The organism is Aeromonas sp. 602658, from assembly GCF_049173005.1.
Classification (GTDB): domain Bacteria; phylum Pseudomonadota; class Gammaproteobacteria; order Enterobacterales; family Aeromonadaceae; genus Aeromonas; species Aeromonas veronii_A.
Window position 1 is genome coordinate 79,433 of the sequence record NZ_JAAKRF010000007.1, and the last position, 19,599, is coordinate 99,031.

15 protein-coding genes are annotated in these 19,599 nt (G+C 59.3%); 10 read left to right on the plus strand and 5 right to left on the minus strand.

What is annotated here, in order from left to right; genetic code table 11:
• Positions 1 to 18: 18 nt before the first annotated feature.
• From bamA to accA, 9 genes are all read left to right on the plus strand, one after another.
• Positions 19 to 2,550 carry an outer membrane protein assembly factor BamA gene (bamA, locus tag G5253_RS08295; RefSeq protein ID WP_236562581.1) on the plus strand — a complete coding sequence of 844 codons (2,532 nt, stop codon included), beginning with the start codon at positions 19 to 21 and terminating at the stop codon, positions 2,548 to 2,550.
• A 149-nt stretch (positions 2,551 to 2,699) separates the two neighbouring features.
• Positions 2,700 to 3,212, plus strand: coding sequence for an OmpH family outer membrane protein (locus tag G5253_RS08300; protein ID WP_005338563.1), 513 nt, complete (start codon positions 2,700 to 2,702; stop codon positions 3,210 to 3,212).
• A 3-nt stretch (positions 3,213 to 3,215) separates the two neighbouring features.
• Positions 3,216 to 4,235: a UDP-3-O-(3-hydroxymyristoyl)glucosamine N-acyltransferase gene (lpxD, locus tag G5253_RS08305; protein WP_005338561.1), complete on the plus strand. Its 1,020-nt coding sequence runs from the start codon at positions 3,216 to 3,218 to the stop codon at positions 4,233 to 4,235.
• 24 nt (positions 4,236 to 4,259) lie between these two features.
• Positions 4,260 to 4,721, plus strand: coding sequence for a 3-hydroxyacyl-ACP dehydratase FabZ (gene fabZ, locus G5253_RS08310; RefSeq protein WP_005338559.1), 462 nt, complete (start codon positions 4,260 to 4,262; stop codon positions 4,719 to 4,721).
• Positions 4,722 to 4,726: 5 nt separating this feature from the next.
• Positions 4,727 to 5,518, plus strand: coding sequence for an acyl-ACP--UDP-N-acetylglucosamine O-acyltransferase (gene lpxA / locus G5253_RS08315; protein ID WP_005338557.1), 792 nt, complete (start codon positions 4,727 to 4,729; stop codon positions 5,516 to 5,518).
• Entirely contained in the window at positions 5,511 to 6,650 is a 1,140-nt protein-coding gene (lpxB, locus tag G5253_RS08320; protein WP_040098041.1) for a lipid-A-disaccharide synthase, read from the plus strand. Before lpxA ends, lpxB begins: the two co-directional genes overlap by 8 nt.
• 117 nt (positions 6,651 to 6,767) lie before the next feature.
• Positions 6,768 to 7,358 carry a ribonuclease HII gene (rnhB, locus tag G5253_RS08325; RefSeq protein ID WP_266134119.1) on the plus strand — a complete coding sequence of 197 codons (591 nt, stop codon included), beginning with the start codon at positions 6,768 to 6,770 and terminating at the stop codon, positions 7,356 to 7,358.
• A 68-nt stretch (positions 7,359 to 7,426) separates the two neighbouring features.
• On the plus strand, positions 7,427 to 10,906 hold the full coding sequence (dnaE, locus tag G5253_RS08330; RefSeq protein WP_266134197.1) for a DNA polymerase III subunit alpha: 3,480 nt from the start codon (positions 7,427 to 7,429) through the stop codon (positions 10,904 to 10,906).
• 15 nt (positions 10,907 to 10,921) lie between these two features.
• Positions 10,922 to 11,872 carry an acetyl-CoA carboxylase carboxyl transferase subunit alpha gene (accA, locus tag G5253_RS08335; RefSeq protein ID WP_204483984.1) on the plus strand — a complete coding sequence of 317 codons (951 nt, stop codon included), beginning with the start codon at positions 10,922 to 10,924 and terminating at the stop codon, positions 11,870 to 11,872.
• A gap of 310 nt (positions 11,873 to 12,182) precedes the next feature.
• Here accA and G5253_RS08340 read toward each other — a convergent pair whose 3' ends face one another.
• On the minus strand, positions 12,183 to 12,365 hold the full coding sequence (locus tag G5253_RS08340) for a DUF3545 family protein (RefSeq protein ID WP_005338547.1): 183 nt from the start codon (positions 12,363 to 12,365) through the stop codon (positions 12,183 to 12,185).
• Between the two features lie 160 nt (positions 12,366 to 12,525).
• Positions 12,526 to 13,476, minus strand: a complete 951-nt coding sequence (gene tal / locus G5253_RS08345) for a transaldolase (RefSeq protein WP_139443195.1) — start codon at positions 13,474 to 13,476, stop codon at positions 12,526 to 12,528.
• A gap of 701 nt (positions 13,477 to 14,177) precedes the next feature.
• Here tal and G5253_RS08350 point away from each other — a divergent pair.
• Positions 14,178 to 15,608 carry an alanine/glycine:cation symporter family protein gene (locus tag G5253_RS08350; RefSeq protein ID WP_042055130.1) on the plus strand — a complete coding sequence of 477 codons (1,431 nt, stop codon included), beginning with the start codon at positions 14,178 to 14,180 and terminating at the stop codon, positions 15,606 to 15,608.
• A gap of 62 nt (positions 15,609 to 15,670) precedes the next feature.
• On the opposite strand, the gene G5253_RS08355 is transcribed toward G5253_RS08350, so the two are convergent.
• Genes G5253_RS08355 through G5253_RS08365 form a run of 3 tightly spaced genes read right to left on the minus strand, consistent with a single transcriptional unit; the run spans position 15,671 to position 19,588 of the window.
• Positions 15,671 to 17,686, minus strand: coding sequence for a DUF3488 and transglutaminase-like domain-containing protein (locus G5253_RS08355; RefSeq protein ID WP_266134118.1), 2,016 nt, complete (start codon positions 17,684 to 17,686; stop codon positions 15,671 to 15,673).
• The gene (locus G5253_RS08360; RefSeq protein WP_266134117.1) at positions 17,673 to 18,668 is read right to left on the minus strand and encodes a DUF58 domain-containing protein; all 996 of its coding nucleotides are present in this window, start codon (positions 18,666 to 18,668) and stop codon (positions 17,673 to 17,675) included. The genes G5253_RS08355 and G5253_RS08360 overlap by 14 nt, the downstream gene beginning before the upstream one ends.
• Positions 18,668 to 19,588, minus strand: a complete 921-nt coding sequence (locus G5253_RS08365) for an AAA family ATPase (RefSeq protein WP_201937293.1) — start codon at positions 19,586 to 19,588, stop codon at positions 18,668 to 18,670. The genes G5253_RS08360 and G5253_RS08365 overlap by 1 nt, the downstream gene beginning before the upstream one ends.
• Positions 19,589 to 19,599 lie beyond the last annotated feature (11 nt).

Below are 19,599 nucleotides of genomic sequence, written 5' to 3' on the forward strand. Positions count from 1 at the left end.
AGGACACATAAGAACAAAATGGCTGTTAAAAAAGCATTGGTGTTGAGTTGCCTGCTGGGTGCCAGTTTCCTGGCCCAGGCGGCCCCTGCCTCTTTTGTGGTGCAAGATATCCAGGTCGAAGGTCTGCAACGGGTGACCCTGGGTGCCGCACTGTTGAACCTGCCGATCCGGGTCGGTGATACCGTCGACTCCGTGGCTCTGGCCAGCGCCATCAAAAAGCTCTACGCCTCGGGTAACTTCGAGGATGTGAAGGTTTACCGTGACGGCCAGGTGCTGCAGGTGATGGTCAAGGAGCGTCCGACCATCTCCAGCATCGAGTTTGCCGGCAACAAGGATATCAAAGAGGAGCAACTGACCCAGAGTCTGGAGTCCTCCGGTATCCGTGTGGGTGATCCGCTGGATCGCACCGTACTCACTTCCCTCGAGAAGGGACTGGAAGATTTCTACTATGGCGTGGGTAAATACTCCGCCAAGGTCAAGGCCATCGTCACCCCGTTGCCGCGCAACCGGGTCGACCTCAAGTTCACCTTCGTGGAAGGGGAAGCGGCCAAGATCCAGCAGATCAACATCGTCGGCAACAGCGTCTTCCCGGAAGAGAAACTGATTGCCCAGCTCTCCCTGCGCGACGAAGTGCCCTGGTGGAACTTCACCGCCGATCAGCGCTATCAGAAACAGAAGCTGGCGGGTGATATCGAGACCCTGCGCTCCTACTACATGGATCGTGGCTATATCCGCTTCCAGCAGGAGTCTACCCAGGTCTCCATGACCCCCGACAAGAAGGGCGTTTACGTCACCCTCAACATCAAGGAAGGGGATCAGTACAAGGTCTCCGGTGTCCAGCTCAAGGGTGACCTGATCGACCGCGGTGGCGAGATGAAGGGATTGATCCCGATTGCTGCCGGCAGCACCTACTCTGCCAGTCAGGTGACTCATACCGAAGAGGTGCTCTCCAAGTTCCTCGGCCGTTACGGTTATGCCTATCCGAAAGTGGTCACCTTCCCGCAGGTCAATGACAAGACCAAGGAAGTTGAGCTGATCGTCAACGTTGAGCCGGGCCCTCGTGTCTATGTGCGCAACATCAACTTCAGCGGTAACGCAACCACCGAAGATCAGGTGTTGCGTCGCGAGATGCGCCAGATGGAAGGCACCTGGCTCTCCTCCGACAACATCGAGCAGTCCAAGAGCCGTCTCAACCGTCTCGGTTATTTCGAGAGTGTAGAAGTGGACACCAAGCGGGTGCCGGGCAACGATGACCTGGTTGACCTCGACTTCAAGGTCAAGGAGCAGCCAGCGGGTTCCATCAACGCCGGTATCGGTTACGGCACCGAATCGGGTCTGAGCCTGCAGGCGGGGATCTCCCAGGACAACTTTATGGGTACCGGTAAAAAGGTCTCCATCAACGCCAGCACCAACGACTACTCCAAGAACGTTGACCTGAGCTACAACGACCCCTATTTCACCGTGGATGGTGTCAGCCTGGGTGGTCGGGTCTACTACAACCAGTTCCGCGCCGATGATGCCGATATCGTTGATTACGAGAATGAAACCATTGGTTTCCGTCTCTCCAGCGGCTTCCCGGTCAATGAGTTCAACCGTCTCGACTTCAGTACCGGTATCGAGAGCACCAAGCTGAGCCGTCCGTCATTCAATGCCCAGAACTATCAGGAGTGTCTGAAGGACAATCCGGATACTGATGGCAATACCTACTGCTGGGATCAGTGGAATGATAACCGCCAGTCGGTACAGATGGATCAGTTCTGGAATGCTTACTCACAGGATGGTTCCAACCTCGATTTCGTGACCGTTGATGTCACCGCTGGCTGGACCCGCTCTACCCTGAACAAGGGGATGTTCCCGACTTCTGGCGATCGTCAGCGTATCAACGCCAAGGTGACCGTGCCGGGCATGGAACTGCAGTACTACAAGCTCTCCGCCGAAGATGCCCACTACTTCCCGCTCGATGCGGATCACAGCTGGGTTATGATCGGCAAGGGTCGTGTCTCCTACGGTAACGGCTATGGCGATGACTCCATGCTGCCGTTCTTCGAGAACTACTATGCCGGTGGTTTCGATACAGTACGCGGCTTCAAGAGCAATACCATTGGTCCCAAGGCCATCTACAAAACCTACAACAAGCCGGGTGCTGGCAGTTGCACGGGTTCTCAGCCGTGTGAAACTGGTTACTACGAAGGTTCCGACACCTCGGTGGGGGGCAACGCTCTGGCCGTCGCTTCACTGGAGCTGGTCTTCCCGACCCCGTTCGTCTCCGAGACCTATCGTCCGCAGATCCGTTCCACCGTCTTTATGGACGCAGGTACCGTCTGGAGCACCGATTTTGCCAACGGAGCATATCCTTGCGCCGCCGGTTCTGATTGCAACTATCTGAGCCAGGACTACTCCAACCCGGGCAATATCCGGGTCTCTGCCGGTGTCTCCCTGCAGTGGCTCTCGCCGATGGGGCCGCTGGTGTTCGCCTTGGCCAAGCCGATCAAGAAATATGAAGGGGATCGCACCGAGTTCTTCTCCTTCAACATCGGTCGTACTTTCTAAGCAGAGTTTCGCCCCCACCCATGCGGTGGGGGTCTTCAATGATGGGACGCGCGGTATGCGTGCCTCACCAGGTAACAAGACGGTCCTAACGCCGCTTGCATAATCGGGTAAATCAGGTAGCCCTCGCCATGAGGGAACAAGGAGTAAGTGTGAATAAAGCGTTGAAAGTAGCTGGTTTGAGCTTTGCACTGATGGCTGCCGGCATGGGTTCTGCCTTCGCTGAGACCAAGATCGCCGTGGTCGACATGGGCGAAGTCTTCCAAAAGCTGCCCCAGCGTGAAGCCGTTGCAGCCAAGCTGAAAGGTGAATTCGAGCCGCGCATGCGTGAGCTGCAGAAGCTGGAACAGGAAGGCCAGAAGTTGGTCGAGAAGTTCCGCAAGGATGAAGCCTTCATGAGCGCCGAGCAGAAAAAGCAGAACCAGGAGAAGCTGGCCAAGCTGCAGATGGAGTTCAACCAGAAGCGTCAAGCCTTTGAGCAGGACAACGGCCGCCGTCAGTCCGAAGAGCGCAACAAGATCCTGACCAAGGTGCAGGCTGCCATCGATTCCATCGCCAAGAGCAATGGTTACGATCTGGTGCTGGAGCGCAATGCCGCCCCGTATGCCGCCAGCAAGCTGGACATCTCCGGCCAGGTTATTTCTCAGGTAAGCAAGAGCAACTAATTGATGGCATTCACTCTCGCACAGCTGGCCCAGCAACTGGGGGCCCAGGTCCATGGCGACGGAACCCTGGAAATCCGCAAGGTAGCGACACTGGAAAAGGCCGGGGAGGGGGATATCACCTTCCTGTCCAACAAGAAGTACCGGCACTATCTGGAGCAGAGCAAGGCGACCGCCGTGCTCATTACCGAAGCGGATCTGCCATTTTGTCCCACCAATGCCCTGGTGCTCAAAGACCCCTATGTGGGCTTTGCCCGGGTAGCCCAACTGCTGGACACCACCCCGCAGCCGGCCACGGATATCCATCCGAGCGCCGTTATCGCGGCTGACGTGCAACTGGGCGAGAGAGTGGCCATCGGCGCCAATGCAGTGATCGAATCCGGCGTCGTGCTGGGTGACGATGTACGCATTGGTCCGGGCTGTTTTGTTGGCAAGAATACCCGGCTGGGAGCCCGCTCCCGGCTGTGGGCCAACGTCACCCTCTATCACAATGTGACCATGGGCACCGACTGTCTGGTTCAATCCGGCACAGTGATCGGCGCCGATGGTTTCGGTTATGCCAACGAGCGTGGCGAGTGGATCAAGATCCCCCAGCTCGGCGGTGTGACCATTGGCAACCGGGTCGAGATCGGTGCCTGTACCACCATTGACCGCGGTGCGCTGGAAGATACCCGCATCGCTGACAACGTCATCATCGACAACCAGTGCCAGATCGCCCACAACGTGGAGATCGGTTACGGCACCGCCGTGGCGGGTTCCACCGTGATGGCTGGTAGTCTCAAGGTCGGCAAATACTGTATCATTGGCGGCGCTTCCGTCTTTAACGGGCATATGGAGATCTGCGACCAGGCCACCGTTACCGGTATGGCCATGGTGATGCGACCCATTACCGAGCCCGGTGTCTACTCTTCCGGCATCCCTCTGCAAACCAATAAAGAGTGGCGCAAGACCGCCGCCCGGGTGATGCGTATCGAAGAGATGCACAAGCGGTTAAGCAAGCTTGAGAAGAAGCTGGATCAAGAATAATCACGATTGGTATAGGGTACTGTTTTGACTACTGAAAAGAAGAGCCTGGGTATCCAGGAAATCATGGATCTGCTGCCCCACCGTTATCCGTTCCTGATGGTGGATCGTGTAGACGACTACGAGATCAGCGATGAGCGCAAAACCCTGCGCGCTATCAAGAACGTCTCGTTCAACGAGCCGATCTTCCAGGGGCACTTCCCGGCCAAGCCGGTGTTCCCAGGGGTACTGATCCTGGAAGCGATGGCACAGGCCACCGGTATCCTGGCCTTTACCATGGTGGGCAAACCGTCTCCCAACGAACTCTACTATTTTGCCTCAATCGACAACGCTCGCTTCAAGCGTCCGGTCGGCCCCGGTGACCAACTGGTGCTGGACGTGGAGTTCCTGAAAGAGCGTCGCGGTATTGCCAAGTTCACCGGTGTCGCCACCGTCGACGGTGAAGTGGTCTGTACCGCCGAGCTGATGTGCGCCAAACGCGAGGTTTAACACACGTGATCGACCAGACTGCCATCATTCACGATACTGCCATCGTCCATGAGTCTGCCGTGATCGGTAAAGGGGTTGAAATCGGCCCCTTTTCTGTCATCGGCGCCGAGGTGGAAATCGGTGACAACACCTGGGTAGGTTCCCATGTGGTGATCAAGGGCCCGACCAAGATTGGTCGCGGCAACAAGATCTTCCAGCACACCTCCATCGGTGAGGATTGCCAGGACAAGAAGTACGCCGGTGAGCGCACTTTCCTCGAGATTGGCGACAACAACGTCATTCGCGAGAACTGCACCTTCCACCGCGGTACCATTCAGGATCAATCCCTGACCAAGGTGGGCAGCGGCAACCTGTTCATGGTCAACGTCCACGTTGCCCACGACTGCATCATTGGTGACAACTGCATCTTCGCCAACAACGCGACCCTGGCTGGCCACGTGGTGATCGGTGATTTCGTGATCTTTGGTGGTCTATCCGCCATTCACCAGTTCGGCCGCGTCGGTTCCCATGCCTTCGTCGGTGGCTGCGCCGCCCTGAACAAGGACGTACCGCCTTACGTGATGGCTGCCGGCAACTACGCCAAGCCGTTCGGGGTGAACTCCGAAGGTCTGCGTCGCCGCGGTTTCAGTGCCGAGGCCATCTCTGCCGTCAAGCGTGCCTACAAAGAGATCTTCCGCTCTGGTAAGACCATCGAAGAGGTGCTGCCGGTGCTGATCGAGATGGCGCAAGCCGAACCGGCTGTCCAGCTCTATGTGGACTTCCTCAAAGACAACGAGCGCGGGATCATCCGTGCCTGATCCGGTTCGTATCGGTATCGTCGCCGGAGAGGTCTCCGGCGACATTCTGGCTGCCGGTCTGGTGCGCGAGCTGCAGGCCCGCTACCCGGATGCGCAGTTTGAAGGGATCGCCGGGCCGCGGATGCAGGCCCTCGGCGTCAAGGCCCTGTTCGAGATGGAAGAGCTCTCCGTCATGGGGATCACCGAGGTGCTGGGCCGTCTGCCGCGCATCCTCAAGGTCCGTCGCGAACTGTTGCGCCACTTTATTGCCAACCCGCCCGATATCTTTATCGGCGTGGATGCACCGGATTTCAATATCGGAGTGGAGCTGAAACTGCGCCGCGCCGGTATCAAGACGGTTCACTATGTCAGCCCCTCGGTGTGGGCCTGGCGTCAGAACCGCATTCACAAGATCAAGGCCGCTACCGACATGGTGCTCGCCTTCCTGCCGTTCGAGAAAGCCTTCTACGACCGCTTCGACGCCCCTTGCCGTTTTGTCGGTCACACCATGGCGGATGATATTCCGTTGGTGCCGGATCAGGCTGCCGTGCGTCGTAATCTCGGTATCGATGCCAATCGCCGCTGGCTGGCGGTGCTGCCGGGCAGCCGAACCGCAGAAGTGGGCTTTATGTCTCCCCTGTTTCTCGAGGCGTGCAAACACCTGACGGTGCGCTATCCGGATCTCGGCTTCATCGTGCCGCTGGTCAACCAGAAACGGCGTGAGCAGTTTATGGCCATCAAGGCCGAGGTAGCGCCGGGTCTCGACATGGTGCTGCTGGAAGGGCAGGGCCGCGAGGCGATGATCGCCGCCGACGTGGTGATGCTGGCCTCTGGCACCGCAGCGCTCGAAGCCATGCTGGTGAAAAAGCCGATGGTGGTGGGCTACAAGCTCAAGCCCTTCAGCTACTGGCTGGCCCAGCGACTGGTGAAGACCGAATTTGTCTCTCTGCCCAACCTGCTGGCCGGTCGCATGCTGGTGCCGGAACTCATCCAGCACGAGTGCACCCCGGAGAATCTGGTGGAAGAGGTGAGCAAGTACTTCGAGCACGACAACAGTGCGCTGGTCAATACCTTCACCGAGCTGCACCAGCTGATCCGCTGCAATGCCGACTCGCAGGCCGCCGATGCGGTGGCGGATCTGCTCGGCAGATAACGCTATTTCGGACCGTCGATTGCGCCGCGCTACCCGTTCATCCTTTTCGAGCGGTAATGCTGCGCCAGTCGACCCCTGTCAGGCCCCACGGGGCCTGTTTTGATTCAAGGCTACAAGATGATGATCGATATTCCTGACGACAAGCTGGTTGCCGGTGTGGACGAAGTGGGCCGTGGCCCGCTGGTGGGTGACGTGGTCACCGCTGCGGTCATTCTCGATCCCGCCAATCCGATCGCGGGGCTCAACGACTCCAAGAAGCTCTCCGAGAAGAAGCGCCTCGCCCTGTTTGACGAGATCAAAGAGAAAGCGCTCGCCTGGGCCATCGGTCGCGCTACTCCGGAGGAGATCGACGAGCTCAACATCCTGCATGCCACCATGCTGGCGATGCAGCGCGCCGTGGCGGGACTGAAGGTCACCCCCGAGCTGGTCTTTATCGATGGCAACCACTGCCCGGCATTGCCGATGGAAGCGCGCGCCGTGGTCAAGGGCGATAGCCTGGTGACCGCCATCAGCGCCGCCTCGATCCTCGCCAAGGTGACCCGCGATGCGGAGATGACCGAGCTGGACAGCCGTCATCCCGAATATGGTTTTGCCCGCCACAAGGGTTATCCGACTGCGGAGCACCTCGCCATTCTGGCCGAGCGCGGCCCGCTGCCGGAGTATCGCAAGAGCTTCAAGCCGGTGCGCCGCGCACTGGGGCTCGAATAATCCATGCTGATCTGTCTGAACGATTTCTGCCTTGGCTGGTTCTGCTTGCGTAATGAGAGGGCATGACGATGGCTGACCCCCGTTTTATCCATTTGCGAGTCCACACCGACTTCTCCATGGTGGATGGACTGCAGAAGATCAATCCCATCGTCGGGGCTGCCGCTGCCGACAACATGCCGGCGATTGCCCTGACCGACCAGATGAACATGTGCGGTTTGGTGCGCTTCTATGGTGCCGCCCACGGCAAGGGGATCAAACCCATCGTCGGGGCCGACTTCTGGGTACAGAGCGATGAGCTTGGCGACGAGCAGTTCCGCCTCACCCTGCTCGCCATGGACAACGAGGGCTACCAGAACATTACCCTGCTCATCTCCCGCGGTTATCAGCGCGGTCACGTGCAGGGGCGTCCGGTCATCGACAAGGCCTGGCTTGCCGAGCATGCCAAGGGGGTGATCGTCCTCTCCGGCGGTCGCGAGGGAGATGTGGGCAAGTTCCTGCTCAAGGGCAACCGGCAGATGACCGAGCAGTGCGTCGCCTTTTATCAGACCCACTTCCCCGATGCCTATTACCTCGAGCTGCTGCGCACCGGTCGCCCTGACGAGGAGGTCTATCTGCACATGGCGGTGGCCATTGCCACCGAGTTCGAGCTGCCGGTTGTGGCCACCAACGAGGTAGTATTCCTCTCAGCCGATGATTTCGACGCCCACGAGATCCGGGTTGCCATCCACGACGGCTATACCCTGATGGACAAACGCCGTCCCCGTCGCTACAGCCCGCAGCAGTACCTGCGCAGCCAGGAGGAGATGTGCGAGCTGTTTGCCGACATCCCCGAAGCGCTGGAGAACACGGTGGAGATCGCCAAGCGCTGCAACGTGACGGTGCGCCTCGGCGAATATTTCCTGCCCAACTTCCCGACCGGTGACATGACCACCGAAGATTTTCTGGTGGCCAAATCGAAAGAGGGTCTGGAGGAGCGTCTCGAGTTTCTGTTCCCGGATCCGGCGGTGCGGGCCGAGCGCCGTCCCGAGTATGACGAGCGTCTCGACATCGAGCTTAAAGTGATCAACCAGATGGGCTTCCCGGGTTACTTCCTCATCGTGATGGAGTTTATCCAGTGGTCCAAGGACAACGGCATTCCCGTTGGTCCGGGCCGGGGCTCCGGTGCTGGCTCTCTGGTGGCCTACGCCCTCAAGATCACCGATCTGGATCCGCTGGAATTTGACCTGCTGTTCGAACGTTTCCTTAACCCCGAGCGGGTATCCATGCCCGACTTCGACGTCGACTTCTGCATGGACAGGCGCGATGAAGTGATCGAGCACGTTTCCGATATGTATGGCCGGGAGGCGGTGTCGCAGATCATCACCTTCGGCAGCATGGCGGCCAAGGCGGTGGTGCGGGATGTGGGCCGGGTACTGGGCCACGCTTACGGCTTTGTGGATCGCATCTCCAAGCTGATCCCGCCGGATCCGGGCATGACGCTGGCCAAGGCGTTCGAGGCCGAGCCCAAGCTGCCCGAGCTTTACGAGCAGGATGAGGAGGTCAAAGACCTCATCGATATGGCCCGCCGCCTGGAAGGGGTGGTGCGCAACGCCGGTAAACACGCTGGTGGCGTGGTGATCGCGCCCACCAAGATCACCGACTTTGCGCCGCTCTACTGCGATGACGAGGGTCATCACCCGGTCACCCAGTTCGACAAGAACGATGTGGAGTACGCCGGGCTGGTGAAGTTCGACTTCCTGGGTCTGCGAACGCTCACCATCATCGACTGGGCGCTCGGCATGATTAACCCGCGTCTTGCCAAAGAGGGCAAGCCGCCGGTCGACATTGCCGCCATCCCCATCGATGACAAAAAGTCATTCGATCTGCTGCAGCGCTACGAGACCACCGCGGTATTCCAGCTTGAATCCCGCGGCATGAAGGATCTGATCAAGCGGCTGCAGCCCGACTGCTTCGAAGACATGATTGCACTGGTGGCCCTGTTCCGTCCGGGCCCGCTCCAGTCAGGCATGGTGGATAACTTTATCGACCGTAAACACGGTAATGAAGCCATCTCCTATCCGGACGAGAAGTGGCAGCACGAGAGCCTGAAACCGATTCTGGAACCGACCTACGGCATCATCCTCTATCAGGAGCAGGTGATGCAGATTGCCCAGACCCTGGCGGGCTACACGCTCGGTGGCGCGGACATGCTGCGTCGGGCGATGGGTAAGAAAAAACCCGAGGAGATGGCCAAGCAGCGGGCCGGTTTCGAAGAGGGTGCCATCAAGAATGGTGTCGACGGCGAACTGGCGATGAAGATCTTCGATCTGGTGGAGAAGTTTGCGGGCTACGGCTTCAACAAATCCCACTCCGCTGCCTATGCGCTGGTCTCCTACCAGACCCTCTGGCTCAAGACCCACTTCCCGGCCGAGTTCATGGCGGCGGTCATGACCGCCGATATGGACAATACCGACAAGATAGTGACCCTGGTGGATGAGTGCCAGCGGATGGGGCTGACCGTGATCCCGCCGGATGTGAACACTGGCCGCTATCGCTTCAGCGTCAACGAAGATGGTCACATCGTCTACGGCATCGGCGCGGTGAAGGGGGTGGGGGAAGGCCCCATAGACGCGATTCTGGACGCTCGTGATCGGGATGGCCCATTCCGCGATCTGTTCGACTTCTGCAACCGGGTCGACATCAAGAAGCTTAACAAGCGGGTGATGGAGAAGCTGATCCTCTCCGGCGCCATGGATCGGCTCGGTCCCCACCGAGCAGCCCTGATGGCGACGCTGGAGGAGGCGATGCGTGCCGCCGAGCAGCACGCCAAGGCGCAGGCGGTGGGGCAGGTCGACATGTTCGGCGTGCTCACCGAAGAGATTGACGACGTCAAGAAGGCGTTTGCCAACGTGCCGCACTGGCCTGACAAGGTATGGCTGGAAGGGGAGCGCGAGACCCTCGGACTCTATCTCACCGGCCACCCCATCAACCAGTACAGCAGCGAATTGCGTCGTTATACCTCGGGTCGCCTGTGCGATCTGCATCCCACCTCCCGCGATACCGTAACCACGGCGGCGGGGCTGGTGATTGCGGCCCGCAGCATGGTGACCAAGCGTGGCAACAAGATGGGGATCTTCACTCTGGATGACCGTTCCGGTCGCCTCGATGTGACCCTGTTCAGTGAAGCGCTGGAAAAATATGAAGAATTAATGCAAAAAGACCGCATTTTGGTGGTTTCTGGACAGGTCAGCTTTGATGACTTCTCCGGTGGCCTTAAAATGTCGGCTCGAGAATTACTGGATATCAACGATGCGAGGGAGCGTTTTGCCAGAGCAATCCGCATCTCCCTCGATGAACAGCGGATTGATGATCGCTTTTTCCCGCGTTTGTGCGAGATTTTGGAGCCCGCCCGTGCCGGAGTCTGTCCGGTTCAGGTAAACTATCGTCGCCCCGGCTCCCGGGTGCGATTGACGCTCGGTACCGAGTGGCGGGTGACGCCCACCGATCAACTGATAGATGACTTGCGAGTCCTGCTTGGACGAGAGCGGGTTGAATTGGTTTTTGATTAGAGGTTCTAAGGCCCTATGAGTCTTTTTCTGGATTTTGAACAGCCGATTGCCGAGTTGCAGGCGCAGATTGATGAACTCAAACATGTGAGTGAAGGCAATCACGCCGTGGATCTGAAAGACGAGATCCGCCGGCTGGAGAAGAAAAACGAAGAGCTGACCAAGAAGATCTTCGGTGATCTGGGTGCCTGGCAGGTATCCCAGATGGCGCGTCATCCCCAGCGCCCCTACACCTTTGACTATATCGAGCATATCTTCACCGATTTCGACGAGTTGGCTGGCGATCGCGCCTATGCCGATGACAAGGCTATCGTCGGCGGCATCGCCCGTCTCGACGGCGAGCCGGTGATGGTGATTGGTCACCAGAAGGGTCGTGAGACCAAAGAGAAGATTAAGCGCAACTTCGGCATGCCGCGTCCGGAAGGGTACCGCAAGGCCCTGCGTCTGATGGAGATGGCCGAGCGCTTCAAGATGCCGATCATCACCTTTATCGACACCCCGGGCGCTTACCCCGGCGTCGGTGCCGAAGAGCGTGGCCAGTCCGAAGCGATTGCCCGCAACCTGAAAGTGATGGCCGGTCTGACCGTGCCGGTGGTCTGCACCGTGATCGGTGAGGGTGGCTCCGGTGGTGCGCTGGCAATCGGCGTGGGTGACCGCGTCAACATGCTGCAGTACTCCACCTACTCCGTCATCTCGCCGGAAGGGTGTGCCTCCATCCTGTGGAAGAGTGCCGATAAGGCTTCTGTGGCTGCCGAAGCGATGGGGATCACTGCCCAGCGTCTGAAAGAGCTGAAACTCATCGACAATATTGTCGAGGAGCCGCTCGGCGGTGCCCACCGCGATGTGGAGAAGATGGCCAAAAACCTCAAGGCTCGCATCAAGCAGGATCTGGACGCCCTGCGTCCGCTCGATACCGAGCAACTGCTGGAGCAGCGCTACCAGCGTCTGCTGGGCTACGGCTACTGCTAAGCGCAGCCGTCAATCCCGAGTATTCAGGCCCCTGTCATCGACGGGGGTTTTTATTGCTGATGACTTGTCTTGCGGTGTTTGCCCCAACGCGCCCTGAAACGGCGCTGCTCACTCTTCGCGGGTGAGGGGCAGGGTTGGTATGCCACGCTGTTGGTGAGGGCTGTCAGGGACTGTGGCAACCCGTTGTCTGTCGCCTGCCCGCTGCATCCTGCGGCATCGCTAGCGATGGCATGACAAGCCACGAGATCATCCGATTGCGGCATAAAAAAGCGCCCCGGCTGTGCGGAGCGCTTTTACAGGTGTCTGGCGATTACAGTTCAATCTCGTCTGTAAGACCTTCATAGGCGATATCGATGGATTGCAGCTCCTTCTGCAGGCGATGTTTGTCTTTCAACGCCTCGATTTCACGCCATTTACGTTTTTTTCCCGTTGTCCCGCGGCTACGCGAACCGAGTTCAACCACCTCGTCATAATCGAAGTTGAACATTTCCATGGCTCCCTCCTTGGTTTTTATCGTTTTCACCACCCGTATAACATAACGAATCTGAAATTAAAACGTTTTCGTGACGACTCTATGACAGCGCTAAAAAAGCCCATGAAAAAAAACCGGGCCCCTTGGTAGGGGCCCGGTTTTTATTAGAAAAAAGAACTGATTACAGGCGGCTTGCCAGCATGGTTTCCAGCTTGCCCTGGTCGATGGCGAACATGCGGATGCCTTCGCCCAGCTTCTCGTGAGCCATGGCGTCCTGGTTCAGTTCCCAGCGGAATTCGGCTTCGGTCATCGGGGTCGGTTTGGCCTTGCGCTCACCGGTGTAGTCCAGTTTGCGTACCACGGCGCCTTCGGTCTTGCTCAGCTCTTCCAGCAGAGCCGGGCCAATGGTCAGGCGGTCGCAGCCGGCCAGTTCCAGGATCTCGCCGGTATTGCGGAAGCTGGCGCCCATCACCACGGTCGGGTAGTCGTGCTGCTTGTAGTAGTTGTAGATGGAGGTGACGGAGACCACGCCCGGATCTTCGCTGGCGGTGTAGTCACGGTTGTGCTTGGCCTTGTACCAGTCGAGGATGCGGCCTACGAACGGGGAGATCAGGAAGGCACCGGCTTCGGCACAGGCACGGGCCTGGGCGAAGGAGAACAGCAGGGTCAGGTTGCACTGGATGCCCTCTTTCTCCAGTACCTCGGCGGCACGGATCCCTTCCCAGGTGGAGGCCAGCTTGATCAGAATGCGGTCGTTGCTGATACCCGCTTCGTTGTAGAGACGGATCAGCTTGCGCGCCTTGGCGATGCTGGCTTCGGTATCGAAGGAGAGACGAGCATCCACTTCGGTGGAGATACGGCCCGGAACGATCTTCAGCACTTCCAGACCGATATTGACGGCCAGCTTGTCGCCCGCGTCGATGATTTGCTGTGCCTTGTCCTGGCTCTGGGCTTTGGCCCATTTGATGGCGTCTTCGATCAGCGGAGCGTACTCGGGGATCTCGGAGGCCTTCAGAACCAGAGAGGGGTTGGTGGTGGCATCGATGGGCTGATAGCGTTTGATGGCTTCGATATCACCGGTGTCGGCAACAACAGTGGTCAGGGCTTTCAGCTGGGTTAATTTATCGGCCATAGCGAATATCATCTCTTAATGAGGGAGTAATCCCTGGGTTGCGGGCTTGAGACGGTGGTTCTGAAATAAAATTACAGGATCTTGGTGCCTCAGGCTCAGAAAAGCGCGATGGGGGCGGCCCATCGTCATTGCCTGCCTAATTAATACTGATGTGCTGCATCCTGCAATAGGGGCGCTTGGTTGTTAAACATTCAGGCTGTTGAGTCATCCCGTTTTATGGCGTGAAACTATATGATTAGTAAGGTTTTTTACATTTCCTCCCGACCTCGCTCCGGTTTGCTTTCAGCTGAACTTTTTTAGCCAATATCCATATTTGTGTCATCGATCACATAAATTATCTCGCTACGTACTTGAAATTTAATTACAGCGAAAACGTTTGGCGAAATATCGCTGTTTGAAAGCCATTTCATGCAAGCGTTTGCGTTTTCGGATAGCTCATCAGGGATATATCAAAATGGTTCTCTTATGGGGCTTAATGGTGGCCTGTCTGATTGAATTATTGAGTTTGTTGAAAGTTTGCGATTTAAATGGAGCTTTATGGGCTTTTACCGTTCGTTTTTTGTGTCTCGCGTGACCGGGATCACTATTCCGGGCTCTCCCGCTGTGCTAGATTCCGCCCCTTTAGCGAAACGCTAATTAAACGACAGACAGAAAACGGTCAGCGCAGACTGGCCATGGATGTGAATAACAACGAGAGAATTATGGACACCTTGATTGCGATGCTAAACGACCTGATGTGGGGAGCCGTGCTCATCTACCTGCTCATCGGGGTCGGTATCTTTTTCACCTTCCGCCTGGGTTTTATCCAGATCCGTCACTTTGGCCACATGTTTTCCGTGCTGAAAAACAGCCGTAAATCGGACAATGCAGGCATCTCCTCCTTCCAGGCCCTCTGTACCAGCCTTGCCGCCCGTGTCGGCACCGGCAACCTGGCCGGTGTGGCTGTCGCCATCTATCTGGGCGGCCCCGGCGCCATCTTCTGGATGTGGCTGATTGCCTTTATCGGCATGGCGACCGCCTTCGTCGAAAGCACCCTGGCCCAGCTCTACAAGGTCAAGGATGAGGATGGCAACTACCGTGGTGGCCCGGCCTACTACATGGAGAAAGGCCTTGGCATGCGCTGGATGGGGGTGGTGTTTTCGCTCTGCCTGATCCTGGCATTTGGTCTGGTGTTCAACGCGGTGCAGGCCAACTCCATCAGTCTGGCGATGAAGGTGGCGTTTGGTATTCCTGACTGGGTCAGCGGTCTGGCGCTGGTGGCGCTCTCCGGCCTGATTATCTTCGGCGGCATTCGTGGTATCGCCCGTTTTGCCGAGCTGGTGGTGCCCTTTATGGCGCTGGCCTACATCCTGCTGGCGCTGGTGATCGTGGCGATGAACATCACCGAGTTGCCCCATGTCTTCATGCTGATCATCAAGTCCGCCTTCGGGATTGAGCAGGCTGGCTCGGGTGCGCTGGGTTATGCCATCTCCCAGGCGATGATCAACGGTATCAAGCGCGGTCTCTTCTCCAACGAAGCGGGCATGGGCTCTGCGCCCAACGCTGCAGCGACTGCCACTCCCTATCCGCCGCACCCGGCCTCCCAGGGTTATGTGCAGATGCTGGGGGTCTTTATGGATACCATCGTCATCTGCAGCTGTACCGCCGCCATCATCCTGATGTCAGGTCAGTTTGAGCCGGGCTCCGGCGTGACCGGTGTCGAGCTGACCCAGCGGGCGCTCTCTTCCCAGATTGGCAGCGGTGGCAACATCTTTATCGCGGCGGCCATCTTCTTCTTCGCCTTCACCTCTATCGTGGCGAACTACTCCTATGCCGAAACGAATCTGGTGTTCCTCGAGCACAACCACAAGGGCGGCCTGATGCTGTTCCGGATGTTTGTGCTGGGCATGGTGATGTTCGGCTCTGTCGGCGAGTTGCCGACCGTCTGGGCAATGGCTGATGTCTCCATGGGGTTGATGGCCATCGTCAACTTGGTGGCTATCCTGCTGCTCTCCGGCGTCGCCATCAAGCTGGCCAAGGATTACAACGACCAGCTCAGGCTGGGCAAGGTGCCCACCTTTGATGCCAACAAGTACCCCGAGATCCGCTCCCAGCTGGAAGAGGGGATCTGGGACAATCCGACCAAAAAATAACAAGCGGTGAGTCAAACCTCTTGATTAAAACCTGAAGGGGGAGCCGGTGGCTCCCCCTTCTTTTATGAGCCGCTCTTCGGCGGCTGATCCCAGCGCTGGGCGAGCTGTCTGATACGCCGTTGCAACTGGCGCCAGCAGCGCCCTTGTTGCCGGTCGTTGAGGAGGGCATAACGCCAGCGGCGATAGAGCCACGCACTTTTTAGCAGGGGATGGGCAAGGTCGGGGCGCAGCCGCGCCAGCCGCTCGCACCATGCTCCCATGCTCTCGGCAGGCTCTGGGGAATAGCCGCTGCGTTTGCCCCGTTTGAGCAGGGGTTGCCAGATGCGCCGCTCTGGCGGCAGACGGGCGGGCAACAGCAGGGGCAAGCTCACCAGCAGGGCGACCAGCATCAGGCTGGCGAGGATCAACCAGGGAGTGTATCCCGCCAGTGCAGGCCAGCGCAGACCGATTTGCTGCCAGAGCTGGCCCGCATCGTAACCAATCACCCAGCGACTCCACTGGTAGTCGATATTGTTGCCCCACCAGCGCAGCTGATTGAGCAGGGCCCAGTTGCGATAACGCTGCAGAGCGAGAGGGTCGGCGGCGGTAAACTCGTCGCTCAGGGCCTCCCTCACGCCGCCTTCAATGCGCTCCGGTGCCACTGCCGCAGTGGGGTCGATTCGCCGCCATGTTCCTCCTTCATCGAGATACTCCACCCAGGCGTGAGCATCGAACTGGTGTACCGCCAGATAGTTGCCCGTGGGATTCCACTCACCGCCGAGATAACCGGTGACCAGCCGTGCCGGAATACCGGCGGCGCGCAGCACGAAAGCGGTCGCCATGGCGTAGTGGCCGCAAAAGCCGCGCCGAGTATCGAACAGGAACTCATCCACCCCGTCACCGCCAAGTCGTGGCGGTGTCAGGGTGTAGTAATAGGATTGGCTGCGAAACTGCGCTAGCAGGGCGGCGACCAGCTCTGCGCGATCCGGATAGCGCACAGCCAGCACTTGGCCATGGACGCGCGCTCTCGGGTTGCCTCCGGCTGGCAGTTGCAGGTTGCGCTGAGCGGCTTGGCTATCATTCTCTGGCTGCGCTTCGCCGCGGCCAATGCGATAGCGGATTGCCACCTCGCCGCTCCCCTGCCGATAGAGGGTGTGAATGGGGGTGAGCAGCACTGGTCCAGTCAGAATAGTCGGTTCACTTTGGGCAAAGGCCCAGCGGTGGCGCTGGGGCTCGGCGATCACCTCGTAGCTCCCGGCGGGTAATGGACTATCTGCCAGCTGATTGCTTGCCCGTGAAGATGATGCCAGAAGGGTCAGCCCGGTCTGCACCGGCACTGTCTGCTGCCATGCTTTGACCTCGGGGCTCAGCAACCAGCGCTGACCATCGAAAACTTCTTGGCGCATCACCGGAAAATAGCGCTCGCGGACAGGGGGCGGGCCATCGGCAAAGCTGACCCGAAAAGCCAGTTCCGAGGAGTTGACCAGTTCGCTGATATCGCCGGGGGCCAGCTCTTCCGAGAGGCCGGACAGGGCACGGCTGGTGGTGGGCATCTGCCAGAGGGGCGGCAGCCTTGGCAGTAGTATAAACAGGGTGATAAGCAAGGGCAGCGCCAGCAGCAGGGCGCTCCCCGCACTGCGCCAAGGCCGTTTCTGCTCGGGGACGACGGCGGTCACCAGCGCGGTCACTGCCAGCCAGAGTGCCACTGCCATCCCGGCTGTCCAGCCGATGCTTTGGCGTTGTACCAGCGCCAGCGCGATGAGGAAGAAGGCGAGCAGCAGCACCTGCTCGATATCCCGCTCGCGCCGTACCTCGATCATCTTGAGGCTATAGCCGAGCCAGAGCAGATTGATCAGGGCGGGCAGGGTGCCCAATGTGCGCCACTGCAACCCCAGCAACACCACGGTTGTGATGGCCAGCAGCGCCAACCAGCGGGCAGGCAGGGGCGGCAAGCCGCGCCACAGCATCATGGCCCGGACGCCGAGAGTGATGGCGCCCACTGCCACTACCCAGAGTTGCAACTGGGGCCAGAGCGCCGCGACCAGCAGCAGCTGTTGCAGGGCGATGAGTGGCAGCAGGCGGCGGTTATCGAGCAGCATCTGGCGTGATCTTCGGTGGTGTTGCATCGAATTGGGCCAGTGCCAGCAGGCAACGCTGCACAAAGGCGGCGCCGCTATCGGGCCCCAGCGTCTGGTTTGCCAGTGTCAGGGTAAAGGGGATGCCCCGCTTGCCGTAATCGGCGCACCACCAGGCCAGCACCGCCAGCCGCTGCTCCAGATCCCCGCCCGCGACCCGCTGCAAGGTGAGGTGAGTCTCATCCTGCTGCGGTTCATGGAACTGCTTGGTCAGCAGGCCGCGCCCTTGGGCAAGTTGCTTCCAAGCGACCCGGCTCAGTGGTTCACCGGCCTGATGTGTCCGCAGAGAGTCAAAGTCACCGAGAGTGGCCGGAGCGGGCTGGCCCTGATGCCCCTCGCTTTCGGTCGCATGTTCCCCTCTTAGCGCCCCGAACGCCGGTTTGGGGGCGAGCCAGCCCTCCAACTGCAAGTCCAGCAGGGACCAGCAGCGAAACAGACCGAGGGGGTAGCGGCTCTCGACCCGCAATCGGCCAAGGGGCAGTGGCCCACGGCGCGAGCCCGATACTGGCAGGATAACTGTGCTGGGCACAGCGTCGGCCTGTGCCAGCCAGAGGGTGCCTTCGTTGAGGCTAAACCGGAGCGCCTGCACCGGGCGAGGGCTCTGCACCAAGATACGGATAGGTAGCTGGCTACCCGCTTCCCCCAGTACCAGCTGGCCACCCAGCAGTTCCAGCCCCAACAGGTTGCGGTGGGTAAGCCACATGGCGGCCATAAACAGGCTGCCGAGGCAGTAGGCCACCAGCAGTACCAGATTGTTCTGGTAGTTGGTGCCGAGCAGATAGATGACGAGCAGCACCAGCAGATAGAGCAGCCCCATGCGGGTGGGGAGGATAAAGAGGCTGCGGGTACCCAGCGTGATCTGGCGGGCCGGGGGAATGCGGCGATCGAGCCAGCGTCGCTGCCAGCGGGCTCGCCACTGCTGCCAACGGTTTAGCAATTTGCTCATCAGGGATTGTCCGGATCGACCCTGGCCAGCAATCGCTGGCTCAGGGGACAGGCTTCGCCGTGCTGTACGCCAAAGCTGCCCCGCAGCCGATGCTCGGCCACATAGGGGAAGACCGCCTGCACATCCTCTACCGTGACAAAGCGCCGCCCCGCAACCAGTGCCCAGGTCCGGCTCACCGCCAGCAAGGTCTGGGCTGCTCGGGGGGAGAGGGGCTGTGGCAGATCCCCATCAAAGCGGCTCTGGTGCACCAGCGCCAGCAGGTAATCGAGGGTGGCATCGGAAACATGGATGGCATCCCCTTCGCTTTGCAAGGTGGCGAGTCCGGCGGCATCCAGCATGGCGGGCAAAGGGCCCGTCGGCTGGTGGCCGCGCAGTAGCTGGCGCTCCGCTTCTCGCGGCGGAAAACCCAGCGAGAGTCGCACTGCGAATCGGTCGAGTTGGGACTCCGGCAGTGGATAGGTGCCCGCCTGATCCGCCGGATTCTGGGTGGCGATGACGAAAAACGGATCGGGGAGTGGGTGCGTGTGGCCCTCGATGCTCACCTTGCCTTCGGCCATCGCCTCCAGCAGGGCGCTCTGTACTTTGGGGCTGGCGCGGTTGATCTCGTCCGCCAGTAGAACCTGGGTGAAGATGGGGCCGGGGTGAAAGCGAAATGTTTGTTGCTGGGGGTCAAAGATCTGCAACCCCAGCAGGTCGGCGGGGAGCAGATCGGCGGTGAACTGCATCCGCCGGCATGCCAGCCCCAGCACCTGCGCCAGCGCGTGGGCCAGGGTGGTTTTGCCCATGCCGGGCAGATCCTCGATCAGCAGATGACCGCGCGCCAGCAGGGTCACCAGCGCGATTTTCAGTTGCAGCGGCTTGCCCAGAATGACTTGCTCCAGTGTCCCCAGTACGGTCGTGATCTGTTCTTGTGATCTCACCTGCGCCTCCG